Source organism: Massilia sp. PWRC2, from assembly GCF_049896725.1.
Lineage (GTDB): Bacteria > Pseudomonadota > Gammaproteobacteria > Burkholderiales > Burkholderiaceae_D > JAFCUW01.
Window position 1 is genome coordinate 327,214 of the sequence record NZ_JAFCUW010000004.1, and the last position, 25,468, is coordinate 352,681.

A 25,468-nucleotide genomic window follows, 5' to 3' on the forward strand; every position below is an offset into this window, starting at 1 on the left:
GTTATGCCTCTGCTTTCTTGTGAAGACCGATAAGGGAGCGCAGGCTGAGCAGCTGCGGGCGCAGCAGCACCAGGCTGGCCGCGCCGTAGGCGATGACGCCGATGGCAATCTGCAGCAGCAGTGCCAGCAAGGCGCTGGAGGTGGCCGCAGTGGTCGCAGTGACCGCAGTGACCGCAGTGACCAGCGGCGCGCTGGCGCGCAATGCCAGCACCATGAAAACGGCGGCCGCCACGGCCGGCGCGATGGCCCGCAGCAGGGCGCCAAAGCCGATGCCGATCTGGCGTGCGCAAAAGTACAGCGCCGGCACGGCGTTGAGCAGGTTGGCGACCAGGTAGCCGGCCGCCACCCCTTCGACGCCCCAGCGCGCGCCGATTGCCACCGCGCCCACCTGCAGCACGGCGCCGACCAGGCCGAGACGCAGCATCAAGTCGGTGCAACCGCGCGCCATCAGCACGGTGCCGGTGCTGCTCACCAGCGACTGGATAAAACCGACCGGCGCCAGCCATGCCAGCAATACCACCGACGCTTGCCAGCGCTCGCCCAGCATCACCTGGACGAACGGTGCGCGCAGGGCGAACAGGCCGGCCATCAGCGGCGCGCTCAAAAAGGCGATGAAGCCGAGCGCGCGCAGGTACAGCGCAACGACTTCGGCGGTATCGCCCTGTTTGCGGCTCATCACGGGAAACAGCACGCGCGCCACCACGAAGGTCATGTTTTGCAGCGGGAATAGCATCAGGCGGTACGCCATCGCGTAGCCGCCCAGGGCGACGGTGCCGAGCATGCGGCCGACCACCATGCTGTCGGCGTTGCGCGAGATATACAGCACCACGTTAAACAGCGACAGGTTGCCGCTGAAGCGGGCGATGGCCTTGAACTCGGCCAGCTGCCAGTGACGGTCGGGGCGGAAGGTCGAACGCACGCTGATGATGGTGGTCGACACCACGGTCGATGCGATCATCTGTCCCACCAGGCTAAACACGCCGGCGCCGCGCCAGGCCAGCAGCAGGGCGACGCCGACGCCGACCAGGGCGGCTGCCACTTCGGCGCCAGCGACGACGGCAAATTTCGAATCGCGCTCCAACAGCGCCTGGTGCACCACGGCCGCACCGGTGATGGGAAATACCACGGCCAGCAGCAGCAGCACGGTGGCCAGCTGCGGCTCGCGAAACACCTGCGCCGTCAACGGCGCGCTGATGGCGATGGCCACGCCGATCAGCAGGCCCAGGGCGATATTGGTCCAGTGGACCGTGCTGGCCATTCGCGGCGACACCGTGGCGGCCTGGATCAGCGCCGCCCCCGTGCCCATGTCGCGAAACAGGTAAGCGAGGTTGGTGACGATCGCCGCCAGCGCCATCAAACCATAGGCGTCCGGCGCCAGCAGGCGTGCCAGCACCGTCATGCTGACCAGTTGCGAGACCACGCGGGCGCCTTGCGACAGCGCGACCCAGCGCGTATTGGAGAAATTCGACGCCATTTATGCTGGCCCCTTGCTGCGTGAGGTAATCCTGCGTAGCCGTCGCGCCAGGCGCGACAGGCGCGCCTTGAACGCCGCCGACGCGCTCATTTCGACGATCTGGCGGGCGCCCGGCAGGCGCCGCAGGGTGAGCAGATGGGCGCCGACTGCGCGGTAGTGCGGCCGTGTGCCACTCGCCTTGCACAAGGCCAGGTAGCCGGCCAGCAGCGCATAAAAGCGCCGCACCAGCTGCGGCGCGATCGGCGCCAGTAGCCGGCGCTGCTGGCGGAACTGCTGCGCCAGCGAGGCCAGCGTGTGCAGGTAGCCGTCCGCATGGCGCTGTGAGCGCGCCTGCGTCATGGTCGACCCGGGGCGCAGGCGGCGCTCAAAATACACCGTGTCGAGGCACACTGACAGGCCGGCGGCGCAGCTCAAGCGGGTGATGATTTCTTCGTCTTCGTGGACGATCGGCAGGAACAGCAAACCGCCCTGCCCCCACAGGCGGCGGCGCGACAGGTACAGGCAAGGGCTGGCGAAACAGCTCCCCGCCTGCAGCAGGGCGCCGGTGGCGGCGACGCCGCTGGCAAATTCCCTGTCGATGCCACGCCGGTAGTCTGGCAGCAGGTCGGCCTGGTAGTGGGGATCGAGGCCCTGGTCAACGAATGACTGCCCCGAAAAATACACGATATCGATGGCTGGCCGGCCGGCCAGCAGCGCCTGCATGGCGGCGACAAAATCGCGCCTGAGCAGATCGTCGGCATCGAAAAAATAAACGTAGTTGCCGGTGGCCATCCTCAGTGCCAGATTGCGCGCGCGGCCCTGGCCGCCATTGGCGGTGCGGACGATGCGCACCAAGGGGTGCGCCAGGTACTGCCCGAGCATGGCGGCGGTGCCGTCGGTGCTGCCATCGTCGACGATGAGGATTTCATGGAACGGCGCGCTCTGTCCCAGCAGGGAGGCCAGTGCCGCCTCAATATAACGTTCGACGTTGTAGGCGGGGACGATGGCGCTGATGTTGACCTGGCCGGTCATGGCGCCACGCCTGTCGCCGGCGCGCGGGGGCGCCGTCCCAGCAGCAGCCGCGACGCCAGCGGCGAGCTGCTAATGAGCACATGCGCCAGGTAGCACAGCAGCAGCGCAGCGAGAACGCGCGGCGCCGCCGCCATCACCCCGAGCTGCTTGGCCATGGTCAGCTGCACCAGCTGGTGCAGGAACATGATCGTCATCGAAGCGCCGCCCAGTGCGGCCAGTACGCGCCCGGCGACGCTGGCGTGGATGCGCGCCGCCAGCACCGCCAGCACGGCGACCACCGCCAGGGCGCTGGCCAGCGTCACCACCGGCACACCGAACTGCCCCGCTTTCAGGTCGAAGGTGTTGGCCACGCCGGCGACATTGAGCAGCAGCGCGGCGCCGGTCAGCAGCACGGAGACGGGCAGCCAGCGCGCCAGATCGACCTGGCGCGCTGCATAGCCGATCAGGTACAGCGGTGCGCTCACCAGCACCACCTGCGCACCCCACGGCAGCGCCAGCTCGGGCAGCAGCCACGCCAGCACCAGCATCAAGCCCCCAACTGCCGCGCACACCGGCAGCCGGGAGCGGCGCAGCAGCAGGTGGACCAGCTGCTGGGTAAGAAAATAGCAGGTGACGAACCAGAATACGCTGGCAAAGCCGGTCAGGCGCTGGCCACCGAACAGCAGCGGCGCGCCCAGCAAGGTCCAGGTCCAGCGGCCGCCGGCGCTGTGATCGGGCACCGCCAGCAGCAGTTCGAGTGGCCACAGGATCAGCAAAAAACAGCCATACGGCAGCAGCAGGCTGCGCGCTTTCGCCAGCAGATAGGCGCGCTGCGGGGTCGCCGGGTCATGCAGGGCACCGCCGACCAGGAAAAACAGCGGCATGTGAAACATGAAAATTTGCGCCACCAGCGCGCGGTTGAAACTGATATGACCGACCACCACGGCGACGATGCCGATGCCCTTGAGGACGTCGAGCGCCGGCTGGCGCCGATGCAATGGCGGCACTGGCGTGGGCATGGGCGCGCGGATCGGGATCATCCAGTTCACGATGGCTGCTCAATAGTCATTCAAAACGGCGCCCAGCACGGCGATGCCGGCCGCGCTCATCGTCGTTGCCAGTTGCGACACCGCCGCCAGATCACTGGCATCCTTGCGCGCCACCACCAGGGCAGCGCCGGCGCTGGCGGCGACACTGCGGGCGTCGACGCAGTCGAGCGCCGCGGGGGTGTCGATCAGTACGACATCGTAGTCGTGCGCCAGTTCGTCGAGCAGGCGGGCGAACGATGACCTGGCCAGCAATTCGGCAGGATTCGGTGGCGCGCTTCCCGAAGTGAGCAAGGACAGGCCGGGCAAGCCGCCCACCGGCACAATGGCAGACAGTCCGGCCCGCCCCGACAGCAGGGCCGACAGGCCCATGCCGTTCGGCAGGCCGAACAGGGTGTGCTGGCGCGGCTGGCGCAAATCGGCATCGATGAGCAGGGTGCGCTTGCCCAGCTGGGAAAACGCCACTGCCAGATTGGCGGCGAGAAAACTACGGCCATCCTGGGCCTCGGCACTGGTGATGGCCAGCGCATGGCGGCCACTGGCAACGCCGAACCAGCGCTGCAGCAGCTCGGTGCGCAGCAGGCGCAGCGCTTCGGCCTGGGCGCCGAACGGTTGATAGGCCAGCACCAGCTCATCGCTGAGCGCACTCTCGCCCTGCAGCAGATAGGGAAAATCGAACTGGCGCGCCAGTCCCATGTCGACATCAGCCGCGGTCAGTAAACCCATGCTGATGGCGGCCTGACCGAAGCTCTGGCCGTGTTCGCGCTGGCGGCGCAGGATCTGTTCGGTATCGCCTGCCGCCAGCCGGCCGGCGTCGACCAGGATGGCGCCAAGGGCGCGCTGGGCGGCGCCGGCGGGGGCGGCAGCGGCGGCGGCAGCGTCGCTGGAACGCACAGGAATGTCATTGGTGATCATGGGGGGTCCCTTCAAGGTGGAGCAGGCGGACGATGCACACTTAGCCCGCGATACGGTTGGCGGCGCTGCGGCCAAAGTCGGGCCAGCGCGCCAGGCGATGCGCGGCAGGCACGCGCTTGATGGTGCCCAGCACGGCCAGACCGGCAATGTCGAGGTCGTGCGCCGAGCGTACGCGGCGGTCGAACAGTTCGAGCATGATGGCGCCACCCAGGCCCAGCAGGGTGCCGGCGATCACGCCGATCGCCAGATTGAGCAGCACCTTTGGCCCCGACGGCTTCAGCGGCGCCAGCGCTGCAGTGAGCACAGCGACGTCCGACTGGTTGGCCTGCGCTTCGATATTGGTCAGGGTCAACCGCTGGGCGACCGTGTCATAGGCGCGCTGGGCACTGTCGACTTCCCTGCCCAGCACGTTTAATTCATCGCGCGTGCGGTTCAGTTGCAGCACCTTGTTTTTTTGCCCCTGCAGGGCGGCGGCGGCTTCGCCACGGCGCTGCTGCAAGATGGCGGCATTGGCGCTGACAGCGTTCGAGGTCACCCGCAGCTGGCGCTTCAGTTCAGAGCGCAGCTGGTCCACTTCCGCCTTGGCGCTCTGGTACAAGGGATGGCTCGTGCCCAGGCGCTGGGCGACGTCGGCGAACTTCGATTCGGCATTGCCCAGACCCAGCTTGAGGTTCTGGATCAGCGGATTGTTGGCCACATCGGGCGACTGCGCGCCGCCACTGCCCTGCGCCTGGCGCTGGCGGGCCGAGGCTTCCATCGCCTGGCCCTGCGCCACCACTGCCTGGCTCGACAGTTCATTCAGGCGCACCGATTCGACGTCGAGGCTCTTGTCGGTGCTGACAATGTCATTGTCCTGCTGGTACTTCGACAGGCGCTGCTGGGCCACTTCGAGCTTGTTGCGCAACAGCTTGACCTGCTCGTTGAAATACACCGAGGTGCGTTGCGACGGCTCCACTTTTAATTGCACACTGGTTTGCTGGTAAGCGCTGGCGAAGGCATTGGCCACCTGCGCGGCCATGCGCGGTTCGCGCCCCGTGTAGCTAATTTGCAGCACGCTGCTCTCGCGCGCCGGCACCACGTCGAGCTTGGACAGCAAGCCGGCAGCGACCCAGTCGCGCACATTGCCGGCGCCGTCGGTGGCGTCGAGAAAGCGCTGTTTGACCAGCGCGCCCTCGGCCAGCCTGAGCGCATCGACCACCTTCAGCGCCACGCTCATGCTGCCGACGATTTCGATTTGCGTGGCCATATAGCCGGGCAATAGCTGGGACGCCATCGCCTGGCCGGTGACCGGATCGCTGCCCTTGTAATTGAGCACCAGGGCGGTGGTGGCCTTGTAGGTTTTCGGGCTGAGCAGGGTGGCCACTAGCGCGGCGGCTACCGTCAGCAACAGCAGCAACAGTGCAATCCGGTAGCGCGCGCGCAAGATCAGCAGAAATTGGGCGGGCGTCAAAACAGGCTCTCCTTGACGTAAATGACGTCGTCGATCTGCACCAGGTCGCCCTGCTTGGCGCGCAGCTCGGTGATGTTGCCGGCGCTGTCGCGGCGCTTGATGCGCATGCCGCGCTCGGTGCCGCGGGGGGTCAGCCCGCCACCGAGCGACAACACCTGTTGCACCGTCATGTTCGATTCGAGCCGGTAAGCACCGGGCTTTTGTACTTCGCCATAGATGTAGAAGCGCGCAGCGCGCTCGACGTAGACGACGTCGCCGGTGACCAGATCGAGGTTCAGTTTGAGGTCGCCCGCCCGCATCATCTTGACCAGGTCGACGGTTTCCTTGGTGCTGCTGCCGTCGCGCTTGCGGATCAGATAGACAATGTCGCCGCCGTCAGGCAGCACGCCGCCGGCCAGCGCCAGGATGTCGATCAAGCCCTGCTTGCCATCGACGGGATAGCGGCCCGGCTTGTTGACCTGCCCCAGCACCGATACCAGCTGGCTTTGCGGCGCGGTGACCAGAATGTTGACCTGGGGCTTTTTGACGAAGCCACCGCTGACCAGCAGGCCAGCGAGCCTCGCCTCAGCCGCCGACACCGCCAGACCACCGACCTTGACCTGTCCCAGCAGCGGAAAGCTGATGGTGCCACTTTGGCTGACGCGGGTTTCCAGCGTCAGATCGGGGTTGCCATACACGGTAATTTTCACCACATCGCTGGGGCCCAGCAAGACCTCCTCGGCGTTGGCGAAGCTGAAGACTGCACTGAGCAACAGTGCAGTAAGTCCGATGACCATCTTGTTCATTGTTTCTCCTGGTTATGGGGCGCGCCGACCGAGACCAAGGGCGCCGTGGCTTGCTGCTGATTGAAGTAGGTGATCGTCGCCAGCTTGCGCAGGCGGGCAATTTCCGCTTCGCTGATGTGCTGGCGCTGCTTGTTGCGCAGGAAGGCGTCGATTTGCGGCACCGCCGCCGCTGCCGTCACCGGGCTGGGGCTGACGCCCTGCAGCGCATCGATCATGGTGTTCGGCCCGGCCTTGACGACGAACAGGGTCAACTCCCGCATGCCGTCGAGCTGGGCCAGCATTTCGGGCGCCAGTTCAGCGCTGCTGCGCGCCTGTTGGTCGCGCTGGTACGGCACCTTGCGGGCATCGAGCCAGCGCGCCACCTGCTCGATCGAGCGGACGCCTTCGACCAGGCGCTGCAGTTGCGGCGTAAAGTCTTTGCTGTCGAGCACCAGCTCCTTGATGTAAAAGAATTTGCGACCGCTGAACAGTTGCGGGTGGGCGCTAAAGTAAGCGGCGATTTCGGCGCTGGTCGGCGCCGCCGCTGCCGCCACCTTGCTTTGCAGCTGGGCCTTGGCGAGGATGTCGGTCTTGGCCCGTTCGATCGCCTGCAGCACCAGTGCATTGCGGTCGAGCTTGTTGCGGATGGCTTCTTCTTGCAGCAACTGCTTGTCGATCAAGGCTTCCAGCTGTGCCTGGTCGCCAGGCGCGCGGATGGCGTCGGCCGCCGCCAGCAGGCTGATGCGCACATCGTTGACGCTGGCCAGCGGCAACGAGCGGACGGCCTTGGCATCGGCGCTGGCGGACTGGCCGCACGCCGCCAGGACCAGCGCGGCCAGCGTGGCCGTCATGGCCAGCGTGGCCAGCGCGGCTGTGGCGGCGACCGCGCCGGGCCTGGCCAGCGCGCTAGCGACGGGTCGGCGCATGGTCGCTCCGTGCAAGCAGGCTGCGCGATGGCCGCAGGGAAAACCCGTGCTGGCGACTGCGCCCCAGATAGATCAGACAGCCCAGCAACAGCAGCAGCACCGGGCCAGAGGCCGGTAGCAGCGGCGCCGTCACCAGCGCGCCGTAGCGCGTGCGCGCCGAGAGCGGCATCAGGGCGGCGCCGCCGGCCGGCAACTGCCACATGGCGGCCGCTTCGGTGGCGAACGAACCGTCGCCCAGACGCTCGGTGGGGTCGGCAAGCGGCTGCAGGAGTGCAGCGGCAGCGGCAGGCGCTGTCGTGCTGGCGCCATCGGTGGCGCCTGCCTCTACCGGCGACGTCAGCCGGATCACCGCGACTGGCGTCTCGGCAGCGCCGGCGCGACTGGCAGTACCGGCGGCCAGCAGCAGCGCTGCCAGCGTGAAGGTGATGATGCGCATTGCTGCTCCCTGGCTAATATGCATTGTGTCGTCCCAGCACCACTTTTACGGTGCGCAAAATAATCCACAGGTCGAGCGACAGCGACCAGCTGCGCAGGTAGTCCAGGTCGAATTCGACCCGCGCCGCCATCTTGTCGAGGGTGTCGGTTTCGCCGCGCAGGCCGTTGACCTGGGCCCAGCCGGTAATGCCTGGCTTGACCTTGTGGCGCAGCATGTAGCCCTTGATCAGGCCGCGGTATTGCTCGTTGTGGGCGACCGCGTGGGGGCGCGGGCCGACGATGCTCATACTGCCCTCGAGCACGTTGATAAATTGTGGCAGCTCATCGAGCGAGGTGCGCCGCAGCACGGCACCCAGCCGGGTCACCCGTACATCGCCCTGGCGCGCCTGGGTGACGCGGTCGCCGTCTTCGCACACCGCCATCGAGCGGAATTTGTAGACCACGATGTCCTCGCCGTTCAGGCCATAGCGGCGCTGGCGGAAGATGACGGGGCCGGCGGAGGTCAACTTGACGGCGGCGGCAATGCCCAGCATCACCGGCGAGAGTAGCAGCAGCACCAGCGCGGCGATGACGATGTCGCTGGCGCGCTTGACCAGGCTGTTCACGCCGGAGAATGGGGTCTCGCAGATGGCCACCACCGGCATGCCACCGACCTCGTCGAAACGGGCTTGCATCAGGTTGAAGGTGACCATGTCGGGCAGGAAATAAATCGACGCGGTGGTGTCCTGCAGCTCGTCGAGCAACTGGCGCACGCGCGGCTGCGCGGACATCGGCTGGCTGATAAAGATGACATTGATGCCAGCCTCGCGCACGTAGGCGCCGATGTCGGCCATCTTGCCCAGCAAGGCGATCTGGGTCGGTGGCGCCAGTCGCACGCTGGCGCGGTCGTCGAAAAAGCCGCGCACTTCCATCATGCGGTCGGGGGAGTCGGCAATCCGCTTGGCCAGCTTCAGACCGGTCTGATTGGCGCCAACGATGACGACCGAGCGCAGCGGTCCGCCCCGATGCAGCTTGGCCGCATATCTGCGCAAGGCCAGGTGGGCCGCCACCAGGGCAAACGGGGTGACGATGAACCACCAGCCGATCACCGGCGCCGAATACTGGTAAGCAAACCCGGTGGCGTAGCCGATCAGCGCGATGATGGCCACAAAGACCGCCCAGCCGAAAAAAATATCACGGGCAAAGGCCAGCAGGCGGCCGCTGCGCCAGTGGCGGTGCGCACCGATCTGTTCATGCAAAAAAGCAGCGACGAAGAAGGCGATGATGGCCAGCACCAGGTAATGCCCGGAAAACGGCTCACGGTACAGGCTGGTGAGCAAAACCAGGGTGCCGAGGATCACCAGCGGATCGAGTACGCGCTTGAAGTAGGACAGCAAGGGAATGTCGCTGACGCTGGTGACGTGCATGCGTTCAGAACTCATAGCGCGTAGTGAAAAGTATGCCGGAGGTGGGATAGCTGTTGCCGGCCAGGGTCGAATGGCGCTCGGCGCGGTAGGCTTGCGCACTCAGGCGCAGGTGCGCGCTGGGCTGGTAGACCAGGGCGACGGTGGCGCGGCGCACGGTGTCGGACCGTTCGGCCAGCATGGCCGCCAATGCCGCGCTGCCGCTGTAATCGCTGGTCTCGCGCCTGAGCTGGCCGTCCAGGCGCAGCTTGTCGGTCAAGTCCCAGGTGGCGCCCACACTGGCGCCCTGGTTGAGCGTGTAGCTGGCAGTAATGTCATCGAGCGCGCCGATCTCGCGCCAGGCGGCCACCGCCACGCCCAGCTTGGCGCTGGTTTGCCAGTTGCCGTTCAGGCGCGCATTAAAACCGCGGTAATCGCGTAGGGGGAATTCGTCATGCTTGCGCTGCACCAGGCCGCCCAGAAACAGCAACTGGGTCTTGCCACTGATGAGCCAGTTGACCTTGGCTTTCAGCTCGTTCTGGTCGTAGCTGTTATCGACCGACAAGCTGCCGAACTGTTGCCGATTGGGGAACTGGCCGCGCGTGTGGCGCAGCTGGGTGCCGATGGTGCTGCCGCTGCGGGCCAGGTAGTCGAGGCCGGCTTCGCCGACGTTGTCGACCCGGTTGCCGGCCTGCTGCGTATCGAGCTCGTAGGCGAGCGTGTCGCGTGTGAAGCCGCCGCGCACGCGCCAGCTCGGGTGCAGCAGCCAGCCGCCGTCGACAAACTCGCGCCGTTCGACACGCAGGTTGCGCTCGCGGCCGTGGAAGTTGACGAACGGTGCCAGCGACTGCACATAGGTGGCACCGATATTGCCGTCGAGGCGATTGCCCACATGCCAGTTCCAGTTGAGCAGCAAGTCCTTGCCATCATTGTTCAGTTCCGGCAGTTGCGCATAGGTGGTGCGGTTAAAGCGCAGGGCGGCCGACAGCGCTTGCTGACTGATCCGTTTGTCGAACAGCACACCGGCCTCGGCACGGCGGGAAGACGATGACACCGAATCGCCCGTTGCGCCCGCACCGAGCACATTGTCGTCCTGGCCGAAGCCATAGCCGACGTAGGGGCGCAGCACCTGGCCGGGGGCGGCCAGCGCAGGTATACTCGCCAGCAATCCGAGTTGCAGGATGCCGCGCAGCAAGCGCGTGCTTGGGGGGAACGACGGCGGCCAACCGAGGGCGGCAACGAAAAAATCAAGCTTCATCAGCAAAGTCCCATTCTTGGGGGTGCACAAAGGCTGGCAGCGGGCCCAGCGTGCTAAAAAAGAATGCAACAACTGCTGCACATTCGCGGTTTGATTGGGCCCGGTGCACTGCACCCGGCAGCACTGTCAATCGTTCGAGGCGGTGAAAGCGCACCGGGGACCGGACGCCGACGCTCACTGCGGATGTAAGTACGGCTCTGTGGCTATATTGCGTACGCCGCGTGGACAAGGTCGTTGGATGTTTTCCAATCGACATGTAAATACTAGTCGAGAACCATTGTTGGCTATGTACGGGAACGCACGCCCAGGGAAAGTTTGGCGCTTTCACCGTCAAGTCCGGACAGCGCTGGCACTTCATTTTTAACATGCGGCGCCAAGTTGCTCGACCAGCGATCAGCAGAGGGATAGGGACGGCGCCGCCGTCGACCGGCTGTTGTGACGCCGGCGCAGGCTGGGGCTGCACGAGCGTGAGGAGGTGTGCCTGTCGATGGCCAGTCGATTTTTGGCGAGCGCACCTGCGCCCTGATCGTCTGGCCAATGACCTGGGTTGGCGCTGGGCCATTGACGGCAATCGGATCGACAGCGCCGATGGCTTCCTCAGAGCGGCGCTGGGGGTTTTCCGGAGTTAGCGGTGAACGCGCCGAAAGTCTCGAAAGTTTCGAAAGGCGGTTTTATATGGCAGCAAGTTTTATAATGTAGCAAGTTTTATATGACAACAAGTTTTATATTTCAGCAAAATGGTTGCCGCCAGCATCCTGGCGCGCCTGCCGGGCGCCGATGCCCTCATCAGCGGCACGCCCGGTAAAGCACCAGGCGCACGGCGCGGCAGATCGGAGGATCTACGGCTTGCCGAAATCTTTCGGCAAAAATTGCAGGCGATCCCATGGAAAGCCATTGAGTACCGCGTAGGCCGGCTGTCCGGCAAACAGCGCAACGTAGGGGTCGGGCTTGCCCAGTGCTGTGTACGACTTCGGGTTTTGCGCGCGGATCGACAAGGCGCCCGCCTTGTCCCAGACCACGAAGCCATATTTTTGCGCCGCCCTGGCGATGATCTTGCCCGCTGTACTCATCGACAGCGCCTCGACATCGATGGCGGGATCGAGGCGAAAGCGCAAGCCTTCCGGTATGCGGTTGGGCGCACCCTGTGGATTGTAGCCATCCGAGCGGCGCGCCGGCCACGACACCACCGAGGCGGTCTCGGTATCGACCAGCGAAATGCCGATGGCGTGGCGGATCTCACCGCGGCTGAGCTCTTCGGCAGTGATCTGTCCGCCAACGACGGGCAAGCCGGTCGCGGTTGTGCCGTACGGAAAGGGCCAGGTGCCATCGCTGTGACTGACATTGCTCATCTTTCCGCCCCAGCAAGCCTGCCAGCCGCCAGCCGTGGCACGCGTCACCCAAAATTCCCACATGGTATCGGTCGACGCCTGGTACACCGTCATTTCGGCGTCGGTGCCATCGGCGGGCAGGGCAAACGCCGGGATCGGTACTGCGCTCCACTGGGCTTCCAGCGCTGGCTCCGGATACGATTTATTCTGACAATTCGAAAACCCGACTTTGGCGGTCGGCGTGTCGGCAGCGGCAAAATAGACAGGGCTGGCGTAAGCCGAGGTATTGATATTGACAGTGCCGTAATAGGCCTTTTTCTGACGCAAAAACTCGGCAACAAATCCGCTGGAATTGGCGTGCAGCGGTGCATTGGCAGGGATGGCAGCGTACCAGAAACTGCTGGCGGCGAAGCTCACCTCGCTGACCGCGGTCGCCGGCGCCAGGGTGGCCGTGGTACTGGCTGGCGCCGCGGTTGCAACGGGCAGCGCCGGCGCCACAATCGCCGCGGCAAGCGTCGGCGCAACCAACGCTGCAGACACCGACGGCGCTGCTGCTGGCGTTACAACGGTGGCAACTTCGACAAGTGTACTGGGCTTGTAAGCGCTTGCAGCGACGTCGCCACCGCCACCGCCGCCACCACAGGCGGCAAGCGAGAGCAAACCGGCCAGGCCTGCCGGCACGGCCGCGCGACGGCGAAAATCGTTTGCAACGCGGCTGGCGGCGCAGCGTGCACTCAATAGGACAGACATAGATATTCCAAAAAAAATTTTCCGTGCGGCAATGTTATGCCAAAAGCGAAGGTAGAAATATTTTCTCATGGAAATATTGGTTGCAAGCGCAACAGATTGACGTCAATCCGCCATTTTCCGGCATTTACAGCGCGGCAATCGCAGTAAGACGCTGCCATTGCGACAACATCAGACAGCCGCCGTGGCGCCGGTGCCATTGATGAAGATGGCGGTATGGACTACCACCTCACGGGCAGCTCGCCAAGCCAGCGGCCGCCACGCTACAGCGGCAGTCGCCGACCTGCCACGCGCGATCCCTGAACGCCAGCGTGCCCGGCAGCCCCAGCTGATGGGTCACGCCATCCGGCTCTTGCAGCTGCGCCTGCCTTTGGCCAGCGACCTCGCTGCTCGGCCATTCGACGTCGCCGCTGGCCGTGCGCGCCGGGAACAGCCAGTAGTCGCCCGTACGAAATTGAGCCTCAGCGGCAGAGCCGATGCGCACGCCATCTTCGAGGACAAAGGTGGGCGGCGCCGAATGCCGGCATCGATGGCTGCCGGGCTGTATTGCTGGTCCGCCTGTGAATCGCTCTGAGTTTGATACTGATTAATAGCCCATTAGATATTTCTAAAAAAGCAAACTTGCATCATGTGCTAGCGCGCGGCGCTGCCTGACGCAGGGGGGGCACGCGCGGCAGCGCGCGGTGCCTGTCCCGTGTCGGCAGCCATGGCGGCGCCCCCCGCGCCAGCGCCCCTGCGGCAGGCAACAAGCAAGCCATTTAAGTGTTGCAATAAGGAACATTCGGTTGTCAGCGATCGCCCGCTGGTCTAGAATTGATAAGCCGGCGTTTGTTGCCGCCCAACCAAGTTGCAGGCGCTTGATCGGCCCGCTTCGACGCAGGTTTTATCCGCACTCACTGCCTCCCCATACCGAGGTTTCTTGCAAGCTGGTGCACCAACCCGGCCAGCGCGCTGCAACGCACCTTTCCGTGCGCCCACCCCGATAGGCAAGGAACGCCAATGTCCCAACTCATCGCGCGCCACCAGGTCACGGACATTGCCGGCCCCGGCCCCACCATCCTGTATGCGCACGGTTTTGGCTGCAACCAGGACATGTGGCGCCGCATCACCCCGGCCTTCGAAGGCCACTACCGCCAGGTGCTGTTCAACTACGCCGGCAGCGGTGCCGACGCCGCCCCCACCGACCGCGAGCGCTACAGCACCCTGGCCGGCTACGTCGACGATCTGCTGGCGGTGTGCGACGCCCTCGACTTGCACGAAGGCGTCCATTTTGTCGGCCACTCGGTCAGCTGCAGCATCGGCTGGCTGGCGTCGATCGCGCGGCCGCGCCTGTTCGAACAAATGATCCTGCTGGGGCCGTCGCCGTGCTTTTTGAATTACCCGCCCGCCTACCAGGGCGGCTTCGAGCGCGAAGACCTCAACGGTTTGCTCGAACTGATGGACCACAATTTTATTGGCTGGGCCAACTACCTGGCGCCGGTGATCGCCGGCGCGCCGCAGGCAGACAGCACCGGCCGCGAACTGGCCGCCAGTTTTTGTTCAACCGATCCGGATGCGGCGCGCCTGTTCGCCCGCGCCACCTTTTTTTCGGACAACCGCAGCGACCTGGTCAAGGTCAACGTGCCGTCGCTGATCCTGCAGCACCGCGAAGACACCTTAGCGCCCATGGCCGTGGGCGAATTTGTGCACCGCCAGCTGGCCGGCAGCCAGTTGCAGGTACTCGATGTCACCGGCCACTGCGCCCACATGAGCCACCCCGAGCAGGTGGTGGCGGCGATGCGCGGATTCTTGCCTGCCCCAGCCGTGGCGGCGCGCGCCGCGTGATCGCCTTCGACCAGCTGCCCTGTGCCATCCTGCACACCGACCACAGCGGCAGGATCTTGCAGATGAACCAGGAACTGCTGCACATCCTCGGCAGCGCCAGCGGCAGCGCGCCGCCGGCGGCGGTAGAGCAGATGCTGCCGCCAGCGAGCCGGATTTTCCTGCAGACGCACTTGTGGCCGATGCTCATGCGCGACGGCCAGGTGCGCGAAATTTACCTGCACCTGCGCACCCACGCGGGCGAACGGCTGCCGGTGATGGTCAATATCGGCCGCAGCGTGCTCGCCGGCGCGCCCTGCTATGCGTGGGCGCTGTTCGTCGCCCACGAGCGCAGCCGCTTTGAAGCGGAGCTGATCAAATCGCGCAACCGCAGCGAAGCGAGTGCCGAACTGGCCGAAGTGCAACAGCGCTTTGCCCAGCGCGTGGCCGACGCCAGTGGCCAGGCCATCGCCTTCTTCGACCTGGCGGCGCGCTGCCGCTTTGCCAGCAGCCGCTTTGCCGTGCTGGCCGGCCGCAGCCTGGCCAGCCTGCAAAACTGTGCCTGGCACGAAGTGTTCGATGCCGCCACCTGCGCCCAGCACCGCCACTCGCTGGAGGCGGCCCTGCGCGGCGAAAACGGCAGCGTGCCAGCGCCGCTGGTCAGCAGCGACGTCATCAGCGACGTCAGCGGCAGCGCCAGCGCCTGGCACGTCGCCTACCTGAGCAGCCGCGACAGCGCCGGCATCGTCGATGGCTGCTTCATGGTCGAACAGGGTGCGGCGCCGCCATGCTAAAACGCCGTCACCTGCTGATGCTCGCCATGGTGTTGCTGGCCGGCGCGGCGCTGGCATGGCGCTGGCAGGCAGCGCCGGCGCCGTTGACGCTGACCATCGCCGTCCCCACCCAGCTCAGTAGCGGCGCCGTTTTTGTCGCCCGCGACCATGGCGAGTTTGCGCGCCAGGCGCTCGACGTCAAGGTGCGCTCGACCACCCTCGGCAAACAGGCACTGCAGGCGGTCATCGATGACCAGGCCGACCTGGCGCTGGTGGCCGATGTGCCGTTCATGCTGGCCAGCCGGGGCGGTGCGCCGATTGTCGCGATTGCCACCGTGTTCGCCTCGCGCCAGGCGATGGCGCTGGTAGGCCGGCGCGACCGCGGCATCGGCGCCTTTGCCGACATCGGCGGCAAGACCGTCGGCACCATCGGCGGCACCAACGCCCAGTATTTTCTCGACCTGATGATCAGTACCGGCCAGTTGCCGGCGCCGCCGCGCGCCATCATCGATTTGCCGCCCGACCAGCTCGGCAGCGCCCTGCAGGCCGGCACGGTCGATGCCGTCACTGCCTGGAATCCGCTGCTGGCCAACATGTTGCAGCAGCAGGGCAGCAACGCCGTCGTCATGCGCATCCCCGACCTGTTCGTGTTCCGCTTTCTGCTGGTCGGCAAGCGCAGCCACATCGACGCCCATCCCGACGCCATGCGCCGCACCCTGCTGGCGCTGGCACAGGCAGTCCAGTATATTCAGGCGCAGCCGGCGCCGGCGCAGGCGCTGATCGGCGCTGCGGTCGGTTTGCGCGATGCGCAACTGGCGCCGTTCCACCCCGACGACTTCGCGCTCTCGCTCGACCAGTCGCTGCTGCTGTCGCTGGAAGACCAGACCCGCTGGGCCGTGCGCAAAGGCTTGCTTGCCGCCGCGCCGGCGCCGAATTACCTCGACGCGCTCGATGTGCGCCCGCTGACGGCGGTGGCGCCAGCGGCCGTCACCCTGATCGAATAGCAGATGACGCTACGCCGCCAAACCAGCTGGTTCATGATCGTCACTGCGGTGGCGGTGCTGGTGTGCCTGTCGATCACCGGCTACGCCAGCGGTCTGGTAAAGGCGGAGGCGGCGCAGGCCGCCAGGGCCGAAGCGGTGGCGCGCGCCGTCAGCCAGTTCCGCTATCTGGCGATCGAAACGGCGCTGTACCAGCAGGACCGCACCGACGAACAGTGGCGCCGCCGCGTCAACAGCTTTCGGGGCGCGCTCGACGCCCTGTCAGCGGGCACGCCGGCGGCGCTGTCGCTGCAGGCGCGCGAACGCAGCAATCTCGACGTCATCGACCGCCTGTACGCCACCCTCACCGCGCCCGGGGTGGCGCCGCTGCTGGCGGCCGGCACCCAGCGCGCATCGGCGGCGCCGGTGATCGGTGCGCTGCTGCTGGCCACCCAGACCATGACGGACGATGCCTTCGCCCTCGCCCGCATCAGCCGCGCAGCGCTCGACAGCGCCCATTACCAGTTGCTGGCCCTGATGCTGGTCAACGTGGTGCTGCTGGCCAGCCTGATCGCGCTGGGCTGCGTGGCGATTCGCCGGCGCATCCTGCGCCCCATCGCCAGCATGACCCTGGCAATGGAACAGGTCGGCGCCGGCAACCTGGCGGCGCGCTCAGGCATGCAGTCGTTCGATGAACTGGGCTATCTGGCGCACGCCTTCGATGCGATGACCGGTCAGCTCGAACGCAGCGGCGCCAGCAGCGCCCAGGAAATCGCCGCCACCCGTCAGGCCCAGCAGTCGCTCGAAGACACCGTGCGCGCCCTGCACCGCACGCGCGCCGACCTGCAGGCAATCGTCGACCATACGCCGGCGCTGGTGGTGTACTGGGACCGCCACCTGATCAACCGCTTCGCCAACCGCGCCGCGCTCGACTGGCTGGGTATGGCGCCCGAAGCGATGCGCGGACGTTCCATGGCCGAGCTGATTGGCCGCAAGCGCTTTGCCACGCACCAGGCGCGGCTCGAGCAGGTGCTGCAGGGCCAGCCCACGCTGTTCGAGGCGGAAGTGGCGATGGCCGATAGCAGCATCCGCCAGGTGCTGTTTTCGTATATCCCCGACGTCGACGGCGCCACCGGCGTGGTCAAGGGCTTGTATGGCTTCGTCAGCGATATCAGCGCCCTGCGCCAGGCCGAACAGGGCGAGGTGGCGGCGCTGGCGCGGTTGCGCGGCGTGGTCGATGCGGCGCGCGATGTGGCCATCATTCTGATGGACCTCGATGGCACCATCGATCTGTTTAGCGCCGGCGCCGAACGCATGCTCGGTTACACAGCAGCCCAGCTGATCGGCCGCAGCAGTCTCGCTGTGCTGCACGATGCCGATGAACTGCGCGCGCGCGCCGCTGCGCAGGCGCACCCCATCCCAGCTGACAGGCTCGCCGACGTCGTCCTGGCGCCGGTGCGCGGCGGCGGCTCCGATTCGCAGGTGTGGACCTTTTGTCGCAGCGACGGTGGCCGTCTGCCCGTCAATCTGACGGTGTCCGCAGTGACGGCGCCCGGTGGCAAGGTGATCGGCTTTCTGGGGCTGGCGCGCGATGTCGGTCCGGAACAGAAGCGCCAGCAGGAACTGATCGCCGCGCGCGATGCGGCGCAGGCGGCCAGCCGCACCAAGGGCGACTTTCTGGCCAATATGAGCCACGAAATCCGCACGCCGATGAATGCCGTGATCGGCATGCTGCAACTGCTCACCTACACCGAACTGGACCAGATACAACGCGACTACGCCGGCAAATCGCTGGCGGCCGCCCGCTCGCTGCTCACTTTGCTCAACGACGTCCTCGACCTCTCGCGCATCGAGGCCGATGGCTTGATCCTCGACATCCATCCGTTCGAGCCAGCCCAGCTGGCCAGCGAACTGTCCAGCGTGCTGGGCGGCCTGATCGGCGACAAAGATGTCGACCTGCTCATCCGCATCGACCCGGGTCTGCCGGCCAGCCTGTGCGGCGACGCCCTGCGCCTGCGCCAGGTGCTGATCAATCTGGCCGGCAATGCCATCAAGTTTACCGCGGCCGGCAGCGTCAGCGTGACCATCGCCCAGGGCGAGCACGGCACCATCGCCTTTGCCGTCAGCGACACCGGCATCGGCATCGCGCCCGAGCAGATCGAAGTGATTTTCGATCCGTTCAGCCAGGCCGAAGCCTCGACCACGCGCCGCTTCGGCGGCACCGGCCTGGGGCTGGCGATCAGCCAGCGGCTGGTGCAGCTGATGGGCGGCCAGCTGAGCGTCGACAGCACGCCCGGCGCCGGCAGCGTGTTCCGCTTTGCGCTGCCGCTGCCGGCAGCGCCAGCGCACAGCGCCGGCATTGGCGCCGTGCCGCTCGAGCAGCCTTACAGCGGCGGTGCAGCGGCGTCGCTGCCGCTGGCCGGCCTGCAGATTCTGCTGGTCGACGACAATGAACTGAACTTGCAGGTGGCGCGCGAGCTGCTGGTGATGCGCGGCGCCCGGGTGACGGTAGCCGATAGCGGCCAGGCCGCGCTGCGACTGGCACTGGCGCCGTCAGCACAGTTCGACGCCATCCTGATGGATGTGCAAATGCCCGACCTCGATGGTTATGCCGCCACCGGCGCCATCCGCGCCGCCGGCACCCACGCCAGCCGCATGCCGATCCTGGCGATGACGGCCAACGCCATGCAGGGCGACCGCGAGCGCTCGCTGGCGGCTGGCATGGACGACCACATCAACAAACCGATCGATCTCGATCACATGGTAGCGGTGCTGCTGCTGCACTGCCGCCAGCAAGCGCTGCCGGCCACCGCAGCGGCAACCGGGGCGACGGCGGCGCATGGCCCAGCGGGTACGGCTGGTACAACTAGTACGGCTAGTACGGCTGGCGCGGCCAGCATTGATTACGCCGGCGCCATGCGCCGCGTCGGCGGCAACGCCGAGGTCTACTTTACGGCCAGCGATGGCTTTGCCAGCCAGAGTAGCGCTTTGTTGCCGCAGTTGCGCAGCCTGTTTGCCCAGGCCGACTGGCGCGCCGCCGCTGACTGCCTGCATATTTATAAGAACAGCGCCGGGCTGGTCGGCGCCGACGCCCTGCAACAGTTGGCCGCGACGCTTGAGCAGCAACTGCGCAGCGCACCCGCCCAGCTCGACTGCACCGCCGCCTTGCATGAACTCGCTGCGATCACCGACGATATCGTGCTCGAACTGCAGCTGATCGAACAGGCCAACCGGCCGGCGCCGCCAGTGCTGCCGGCGGCGGCGCTGAGCGAATTGCCGGCCGCGCTGGAAGAGCTGGAAACGCTGCTGGCCGAATCAAACATGCGCGCCAGCGCGGTGTTTGTTAAACTGCAAGGCAATTTTGGTTCACAACTGGGACTGCAGTTGCAGCCGCTGGCCATGGCCATGGCGCAACTCGATTTCAAGACCGCCGTCACCTGCAGCCGGACGCTGCGCAAGGATTTGATTTGATGACAGATTTCCACTATGTCAGCGACCGCCTGACTGGCAACACCAGGAATGCCCCGCTGGTGCTGGTGGTCGATGACCAGCCCAGCAATATTCAGACGCTGTATGCCATTTTCCAGGACCGCTACGAAGTGTGCATGGCCGTCAACGGCGCCGACGCCCTCGCCTTTTGCGCGCGCCGCACACCCGACCTGATCCTGCTCGACGTCGTCATGCCGGGCATCGGCGGCTATGCCTTGTGCGAAACGCTCAAGCACGACCCGCGCAGCTGCGACATCCCGATTATTTTTGTGACGGGTAACTCGGACCCGCTCGACGAGGTACAGGGCTTCGACGTCGGCGGTGCCGATTTCATCACCAAGCCGTTTCACGCCACCGTGGTGCGCGCCCGCGTGCAGACCCAGCTCACCCTCAAGCGCCAGTCCGACCTGCTGCGTCTGATGGCGCTGGTCGATGGCCTGACCGGGGTGGCCAACCGGCGCCAGTTCGACCAGGTGCTGGGCGCCGAGTGGAGCCGTTGCGGCCGCAGCGGCCAGCCGCTGTCGCTGTTGATGATCGACGTCGATCACTTCAAGCGCTTCAATGACCATTATGGCCACCAGGAGGGCGACGTCTGCCTGCGCGCCGTTGCCGGCGCCATCAAAGCGGCAATGCGGCGCCCGCACGACCTGGCGGCGCGCTACGGCGGCGAGGAATTTTCCTGCATCTTGCCCGATACCGGACGCGAAGGCGCAGCAGTCAAAGCGGTCGAGATCGAGCAGGCGGTACGCCAGCTGGCGCTGCCCCACCTCGATGCTCCGCAAGGCATCGTCACCGTCAGCATCGGCGTGGCCAGCATGCTGCAGCAGGGCGCGGCCGAAACAGCTGCCAGCCTGGTGCTGACCGCCGACACCTATCTGTACCGTGCCAAGCGCGAAGGGCGCGGGCGCGTCTGCAGCGTGCTCGATCTGGCTTGAGCGGGTTTGCCGGACGCGCTCGGTTGCACGCTCGGTTGCACGCTCAGTTACGTGCTCAGTTACGTGCTCAGTTACGTGCTCAGTTACGTGCTCAGTTGCGTGCGCGGGCTCCGGCCGGTGCCAGCAAACTATGCAAGCGATCTATGTAAGCGATCTATGCAAGCGATCTACGCGAGAAACAGCAGGGCGGCGCTGAAATCGAGACGATCGATGGCGGCGCGCAGTTGCCCGGTGGCGTGCTCACCCAGCAACTGCGGCAAATCGGCCTCGATGCTGGCAAACACGGTGCCGGCGGCCAGGTTGCGGCCGTGTAGCAGCTGGCGCAACTCGGTGAGCTGCGCGCCGTCGACGCTGCCGGCGCCAGCGCTGTCGCGCTGCTGCGATGGGGGTTGCTGCTGCTGCCAGCGCTCCCGCCAGTCGCTGGCGGCCGCCAGCGTTGCCACCAGTTCGAGCCGCACGGCGGCCAGCAACTGCTCCAGCCGGGCCGCGGCAGCCGCGTCCTGCAAGGCCTGTTCGAGCTGGTGCGCGGCGGCGACCAAGCGCTGCGCGCCAAAGGTGCCGAGCGCGCCGCGCAAGGTGTGCAGGCTGCGGGCGGCGGCGGCGCGGGCAGTGGCGCTCCAGTCGTCGCCCAACTTGTCCAGTTCGCTGGTGCCGGCATCGAGCAGCATGCCCACCAGGCCGGCCAGGGTGCGCCCCTGATCGTCGCCGACGCCGGCAAGCGCGCTGACATCGAACACGCCCTCGGCCGTCGTCGCTGCCGCCGTCACCGTCAATGCCAGCCGGCGCGCCATTGGCAGATGCTTGCAAACCTCGCCGATCAACTGGTCGAATTCGATTGGCTTGGCAATAAAGCCATTCATGCCGGCGCCAATACAGCGGCTGCGTTCGTGCGCCATCACCCCGGCCGTCATTGCCAGCACGGGCAAACCCAGCCCCAGCTCGCCGCGGATCACGGCGATCGTCTCAAAGCCGTCGAGCACCGGCATCTGGATGTCGAGCAGCACCAGGTCGAAGCGCCAGGGCGCCGCGCGCAGCATGTCGATGGCTTGCTGGCCGTCGCCGGCGATGGCCACTTCGGCGCCGGCTGCCTCGAGCATGCGCCGCGCCACCATCTGGTTGAGCGGGTTGTCTTCGACCAGCAGCAGGCGGCAGGCCAGCACCGGCGCCGCCGGCGGCAACGGGCGGGCCGGCGCCGCCCCGGCTTCGGCCAGCGCCAGCAGACAGGCCAGCAGCGGCGCCGGCGTCACCGGCTTGTCGATGATGGCGTCGACACCGAAGCTGGCAGCGTCGTAACGTCGATGGCTGCGCTCGCAGGCATCGAGCATATTGATCACCGCGATGCCAGGATGGGCGGCGCGCATCTGCCGCACCTGCTCGACCAGCACAGCGTCATTCGGGGCACCGATAAAGACAATGTCGGCGCCGCCGGCGTTGACAGCGGCGCTGCCGCCGCCATCGACCAGCGCAGCCTGGCAACCGAGCGCGCGCAAGGCATCGAGCAGCACCGTGGCAGCGCGGCCCGGGCGCTCCCATACCAGCACCCGCAACGGCGGCAGCGCAGGCTGCTGCGGCTGCGCTTGTGCCAGCACCAGCGGCAAGCGCACGGTAAATACGCTGCCCTGCCCCGCCACGCTGTCAACGTCAATGGTGCCGCCCATCAGTTCAACCAGCCGGCGTGAAATCGCCAGTCCCAGTCCGGTGCCACCAAAGCGCCGCGTGGTCGAACTGTCGGCCTGCTCGAAGGCGCCAAACAGTTTATCGATGGCCTCAGCGCTGATGCCAATGCCAGTGTCGCTGACGGTCACCCGCAAGCCCTGCGCGGCGCGCTCGAAGCGCACCGCCACCTCGCCCTGCTCGGTGAACTTGAGGGCATTGGCGGCCAGGTTGATCAATACCTGCTGCAGGCGCAAGCTGTCGCCGATGACCAGCGCCGGCAGCGCCGGATCGAGCGCCACCGTCAGCATCAGCGGCCGCTCGCGGGCGTTCAGGCCCATCATCGTCGCCAGGCTGGCGGCCAGCGCGTCGAGGCGAAATGGCGCCTGCTCGATGGCCATTTTGCCGGCCTCGATCTTGGAGAAATCAAGGATGTCATTGAGGATGGCCAGCAGCGCCACACCGGCGTGACGAATCGCCGCCAGGTCGCGCTGCTGCGACTGGTCGAGGGTGCTGTGTTCGAGCAGTTGCGCCATCCCCAGCACGGCGTTGAGCGGGGTGCGCAGTTCATGGCTCATATTTGCCAGAAATTCGCTCTTGGCGGCACTGGCCTGGTCGGCCCGCAGCATGGCCCAGCGCAGCTCCTCGTCGGCGCGCCGTTGCTCGGTGATGTCGCGCGCGATACCGAGAAAGCCAGTCAGGGCGCCATCGGCGTCGCGGATCGCGCTGACGGTCAGCTGCACCGGCACGGTGCTGCCGTTTTTGCAGCGGTAAGTCCACTCGCGCGTTTCCGCCTGGCCGCTGCGGGCGCGCTTGACGAACACCTCGAAGCCGGCGGCGCCATCGAGTTCGGCCGCGCGGGCATTGACTTCCCCTGGCAGGTGGAACAGGGCTGGCGTATGGCGGCCGATCACCTCGTCGGCGCGATAACCGAGCATGCGCTCGGCGCCCACGCTGAACACATCGATGACGCCATCGAGGCCGGTGGCGATGATGGCAAATTCGCCGGCCGAATCGACCAGCACGGCGAAGCGGCGCTCCGACTGCCGCAGCGCGCCAGTCATCTGCGAGGCCAGCGCCAGGGCGTCGTCACTGGTCACGCGCAGCGCCCGCGTGATGCTAAACATCAGCAGCGCGATCAGGGTGCCGGCGAACAGCACGATCAAGCCCTTGGCGCGGTCGATACCGGCATCGAATGCGGGCAGCGAGACGATGCGCAGGGTCCAGAAGCTGTCGCCGACGGCGACGCTGGCGCTGCCGTGGTAAGCGGCGCGCACGCTCTCCTGCTCGGCGAGGGAGCTGGCGTACAGGCGGGCGTCAAGCGCGGTGGTCTGGCCGTCGAACAGCTCGATTGCCACTGGCGGTACGCTGCTGCCGAAAATCCCGGCCATCAGATCGTCCATCCGGAAGGCGCCGTAGACATACGCTTCGAGGGCCTGCTGGCGCTCGCTCCAGTTGCCGTGCGCGGCGCCCTTGCGGTACACCGGCAGGAACATCAGAAAGCCGTTTTGCCGGGCCGCCCCCCGCTCCTGCACCAGGGTGACTTTGCCGGTCAGCGCCAGCGTATCGAACTCCATCGCCCGCACCAGGGCGGCGCGCCGCACCGGCTCGGACAGGATGTCGTAACCGAAGCTGAGCGCATTCAGGCCGGTGGCCGGCTCGGCGCGCACCACCGGCACGTAGGCATCGCGCTGACCGGCGGGCCAGATGGTAAAGCCGCTGGCGCCCGCGCTGCGCATGCGGCGCTCGAGGGCATTGCGGTCGGTCACCTTGAGGGCGATGCCGAGCGACTGGATGCCGGGGTATTTGTCGGCCAGCCCAAGGCCGCTAACAAACTCGTGCCATTGCGGTGCATCGATGGCGGCCGCCCCGTGCAGGGCAAAACGGGCACTGTGCAAAATCTGGCCGTAGGCGGCGATGCGGTCACCCACCCGCTGGCGGACATCGGCGATCTCGCGATCGAACTGTTCGACCGCCCGCTGCTCGGTCGCCACCGTGACGTAATGCCAGGCCCCCACGGTGAGCGCCATGGCGCCCAAAAATACCGTCCAGTGCAGCCAGTCGGCCGCCAGCCGTGGCGCCCGCCGCTTCGCGCTGTCGGCATCGGCGGCCAGCACCAGGCCGACCAGGCTGAAGATGCCGATGAAGATCTCCAGCGCAAACAGGGCGTCCTGGCGCCCGGCGGCGGCAAATGGTCCCTTGCCGGCGCTGGTGGCGAGCACCGCCGCGGTGGCGATCACCAGCAGCGCCAGGGTGACCCCGCGAGCGCGGTAGCGGTAGGCGCAGGCGGCGATCAGGGGCAGCAAGACAAACACCAGGATGCGCCGCGCGGGGTCGGCGGGCGCCGCGAACAGCCAGTACAGCAAGGCGAGCAGCACGGCCGCCGCCAGCGCCCCTTCCAGCAGGGCGGCGCGGCCAGGCAGACGGCGCCAGCCATGCCAGCAGAGCAGGAACGGCGTGACGATGAACATGCCGGCGAGGTCGCCCACCCACCAGGTGGTGGCGATGGTGCTGGCGCTCGCTGGCACGACCAAAGCGGCAGACAGCAGCGTGGTGGTGCCGACCAGCGCGCTCACGGCGGCGGCAGCGGCGGCGGCGGCGGCGAACTGGTAAGCACGTTCCGGCCGCTTGAACAGGGCGCCATCGGCGACCACCCGGCGCAACAGCCAGGCGCCGCTCAAGGCTTCGAGCGTGTTGCCGCAGGCGATCGCCAGCGACGGCGCCAGCGCTGCTGACAGCGTCAGCGTACCGCTCTCGGTATCGCTAAAGCCCGCCAGATTGGCGGCCAGGGCGCCGAAAAAAATCCCCGGCCAGAAACGCCAGCCGATCAGCAACAGGGCGGCCAGCGCAATCCCCGACGGCGGCCAGACCGGCGATACATTGGTACCGGCGAAGGCCAGCAGCAGGCCGGCACGGGCAGTCAGGTAGTATACCGCCGCCAGCAAACCACATTTTGCGCATCGTAGGACGGCCACTGGCAAACGCTGGTGAAACAAGCAACCCTCCGGACCGTGAATGTTTGTTCTGACCTTCCCATTACGATGAAACAATATAGCCGCCACCGCTGCGTGACAAGGGTTAATCTAGCGATTTGGCAACTTTCGGTGGCTGACAGCACGCGAA

Annotated in this window: 18 protein-coding genes; 5 read left to right on the plus strand and 13 right to left on the minus strand. The window is 66.5% G+C overall.

What is annotated here, in order from left to right:
• Window position 1: 1 nt before the first annotated feature.
• The 12 genes from ACP7BZ_RS11025 to ACP7BZ_RS11080 form a co-directional block, all read right to left on the minus strand.
• Complete coding sequence (locus ACP7BZ_RS11025) at window positions 2–1,474, minus strand: lipopolysaccharide biosynthesis protein (protein ID WP_426112983.1); 1,473 nt, start codon at window positions 1,472–1,474, stop codon at window positions 2–4.
• Window positions 1,475–2,485 (minus strand): glycosyltransferase family A protein, encoded by a 1,011-nt coding sequence (locus ACP7BZ_RS11030; RefSeq protein ID WP_426112986.1) that lies wholly within the window; start codon window positions 2,483–2,485, stop codon window positions 1,475–1,477.
• Window positions 2,482–3,504, minus strand: a complete 1,023-nt coding sequence (locus ACP7BZ_RS11035) for an acyltransferase family protein (protein WP_426113108.1) — start codon at window positions 3,502–3,504, stop codon at window positions 2,482–2,484. Before ACP7BZ_RS11035 ends, ACP7BZ_RS11030 begins: the two co-directional genes overlap by 4 nt.
• 18 nt (window positions 3,505–3,522) lie before the next feature.
• The gene (gene epsG / locus ACP7BZ_RS11040; protein ID WP_426112988.1) at window positions 3,523–4,425 is read right to left on the minus strand and encodes a chain length determinant protein tyrosine kinase EpsG; all 903 of its coding nucleotides are present in this window, start codon (window positions 4,423–4,425) and stop codon (window positions 3,523–3,525) included.
• Between the two features lie 40 nt (window positions 4,426–4,465).
• A complete protein-coding gene (gene epsF, locus ACP7BZ_RS11045) occupies window positions 4,466–5,875 on the minus strand; it encodes a chain length determinant protein EpsF (protein WP_426112990.1) in 1,410 nt (469 codons plus the stop codon).
• Window positions 5,872–6,660: a polysaccharide export protein EpsE gene (gene epsE, locus ACP7BZ_RS11050; RefSeq protein ID WP_426112992.1), complete on the minus strand. Its 789-nt coding sequence runs from the start codon at window positions 6,658–6,660 to the stop codon at window positions 5,872–5,874. Before epsE ends, epsF begins: the two co-directional genes overlap by 4 nt.
• The gene (locus ACP7BZ_RS11055; RefSeq protein ID WP_426112994.1) at window positions 6,657–7,565 is read right to left on the minus strand and encodes an EpsD family peptidyl-prolyl cis-trans isomerase; all 909 of its coding nucleotides are present in this window, start codon (window positions 7,563–7,565) and stop codon (window positions 6,657–6,659) included. Before ACP7BZ_RS11055 ends, epsE begins: the two co-directional genes overlap by 4 nt.
• A complete protein-coding gene (locus ACP7BZ_RS11060; RefSeq protein WP_426112996.1) occupies window positions 7,546–8,001 on the minus strand; it encodes a hypothetical protein in 456 nt (151 codons plus the stop codon). The genes ACP7BZ_RS11055 and ACP7BZ_RS11060 overlap by 20 nt, the downstream gene beginning before the upstream one ends.
• Before the next feature lie 13 nt (window positions 8,002–8,014).
• Window positions 8,015–9,421, minus strand: coding sequence for an undecaprenyl-phosphate glucose phosphotransferase (locus ACP7BZ_RS11065; protein WP_426112998.1), 1,407 nt, complete (start codon window positions 9,419–9,421; stop codon window positions 8,015–8,017).
• Window positions 9,411–10,640 carry an XrtB/PEP-CTERM-associated polysaccharide biosynthesis outer membrane protein EpsL gene (gene epsL / locus ACP7BZ_RS11070; protein ID WP_426113000.1) on the minus strand — a complete coding sequence of 410 codons (1,230 nt, stop codon included), beginning with the start codon at window positions 10,638–10,640 and terminating at the stop codon, window positions 9,411–9,413. The genes ACP7BZ_RS11065 and epsL overlap by 11 nt, the downstream gene beginning before the upstream one ends.
• Before the next feature lie 839 nt (window positions 10,641–11,479).
• Window positions 11,480–12,718, minus strand: a complete 1,239-nt coding sequence (locus ACP7BZ_RS11075; protein WP_426113003.1) for a DUF4124 domain-containing protein — start codon at window positions 12,716–12,718, stop codon at window positions 11,480–11,482.
• Window positions 12,719–12,944: 226 nt separating this feature from the next.
• Window positions 12,945–13,262, minus strand: coding sequence for a DUF6519 domain-containing protein (locus ACP7BZ_RS11080; RefSeq protein WP_426113110.1), 318 nt, complete (start codon window positions 13,260–13,262; stop codon window positions 12,945–12,947).
• A 452-nt stretch (window positions 13,263–13,714) separates the two neighbouring features.
• Between ACP7BZ_RS11080 and ACP7BZ_RS11085 the strand changes: the two genes are divergently transcribed.
• The 5 genes from ACP7BZ_RS11085 to ACP7BZ_RS11105 are packed head-to-tail and all read left to right on the plus strand — an operon-like array spanning window position 13,715 to window position 20,692.
• Window positions 13,715–14,539 (plus strand): alpha/beta fold hydrolase, encoded by an 825-nt coding sequence (locus ACP7BZ_RS11085; RefSeq protein WP_426113005.1) that lies wholly within the window; start codon window positions 13,715–13,717, stop codon window positions 14,537–14,539.
• Window positions 14,536–15,309: a PAS domain-containing protein gene (locus ACP7BZ_RS11090; protein WP_426113007.1), complete on the plus strand. Its 774-nt coding sequence runs from the start codon at window positions 14,536–14,538 to the stop codon at window positions 15,307–15,309. Before ACP7BZ_RS11085 ends, ACP7BZ_RS11090 begins: the two co-directional genes overlap by 4 nt.
• Window positions 15,303–16,292, plus strand: coding sequence for an ABC transporter substrate-binding protein (locus tag ACP7BZ_RS11095; protein WP_426113009.1), 990 nt, complete (start codon window positions 15,303–15,305; stop codon window positions 16,290–16,292). The genes ACP7BZ_RS11090 and ACP7BZ_RS11095 overlap by 7 nt, the downstream gene beginning before the upstream one ends.
• A gap of 3 nt (window positions 16,293–16,295) precedes the next feature.
• Window positions 16,296–19,739, plus strand: a complete 3,444-nt coding sequence (locus tag ACP7BZ_RS11100; protein ID WP_426113011.1) for an ATP-binding protein — start codon at window positions 16,296–16,298, stop codon at window positions 19,737–19,739.
• Window positions 19,739–20,692: a diguanylate cyclase gene (locus ACP7BZ_RS11105; protein ID WP_426113013.1), complete on the plus strand. Its 954-nt coding sequence runs from the start codon at window positions 19,739–19,741 to the stop codon at window positions 20,690–20,692. The genes ACP7BZ_RS11100 and ACP7BZ_RS11105 overlap by 1 nt, the downstream gene beginning before the upstream one ends.
• 167 nt (window positions 20,693–20,859) lie before the next feature.
• On the opposite strand, the gene ACP7BZ_RS11110 is transcribed toward ACP7BZ_RS11105, so the two are convergent.
• Complete coding sequence (locus ACP7BZ_RS11110) at window positions 20,860–25,290, minus strand: CHASE domain-containing protein (RefSeq protein ID WP_426113015.1); 4,431 nt, start codon at window positions 25,288–25,290, stop codon at window positions 20,860–20,862.
• Window positions 25,291–25,468 lie beyond the last annotated feature (178 nt).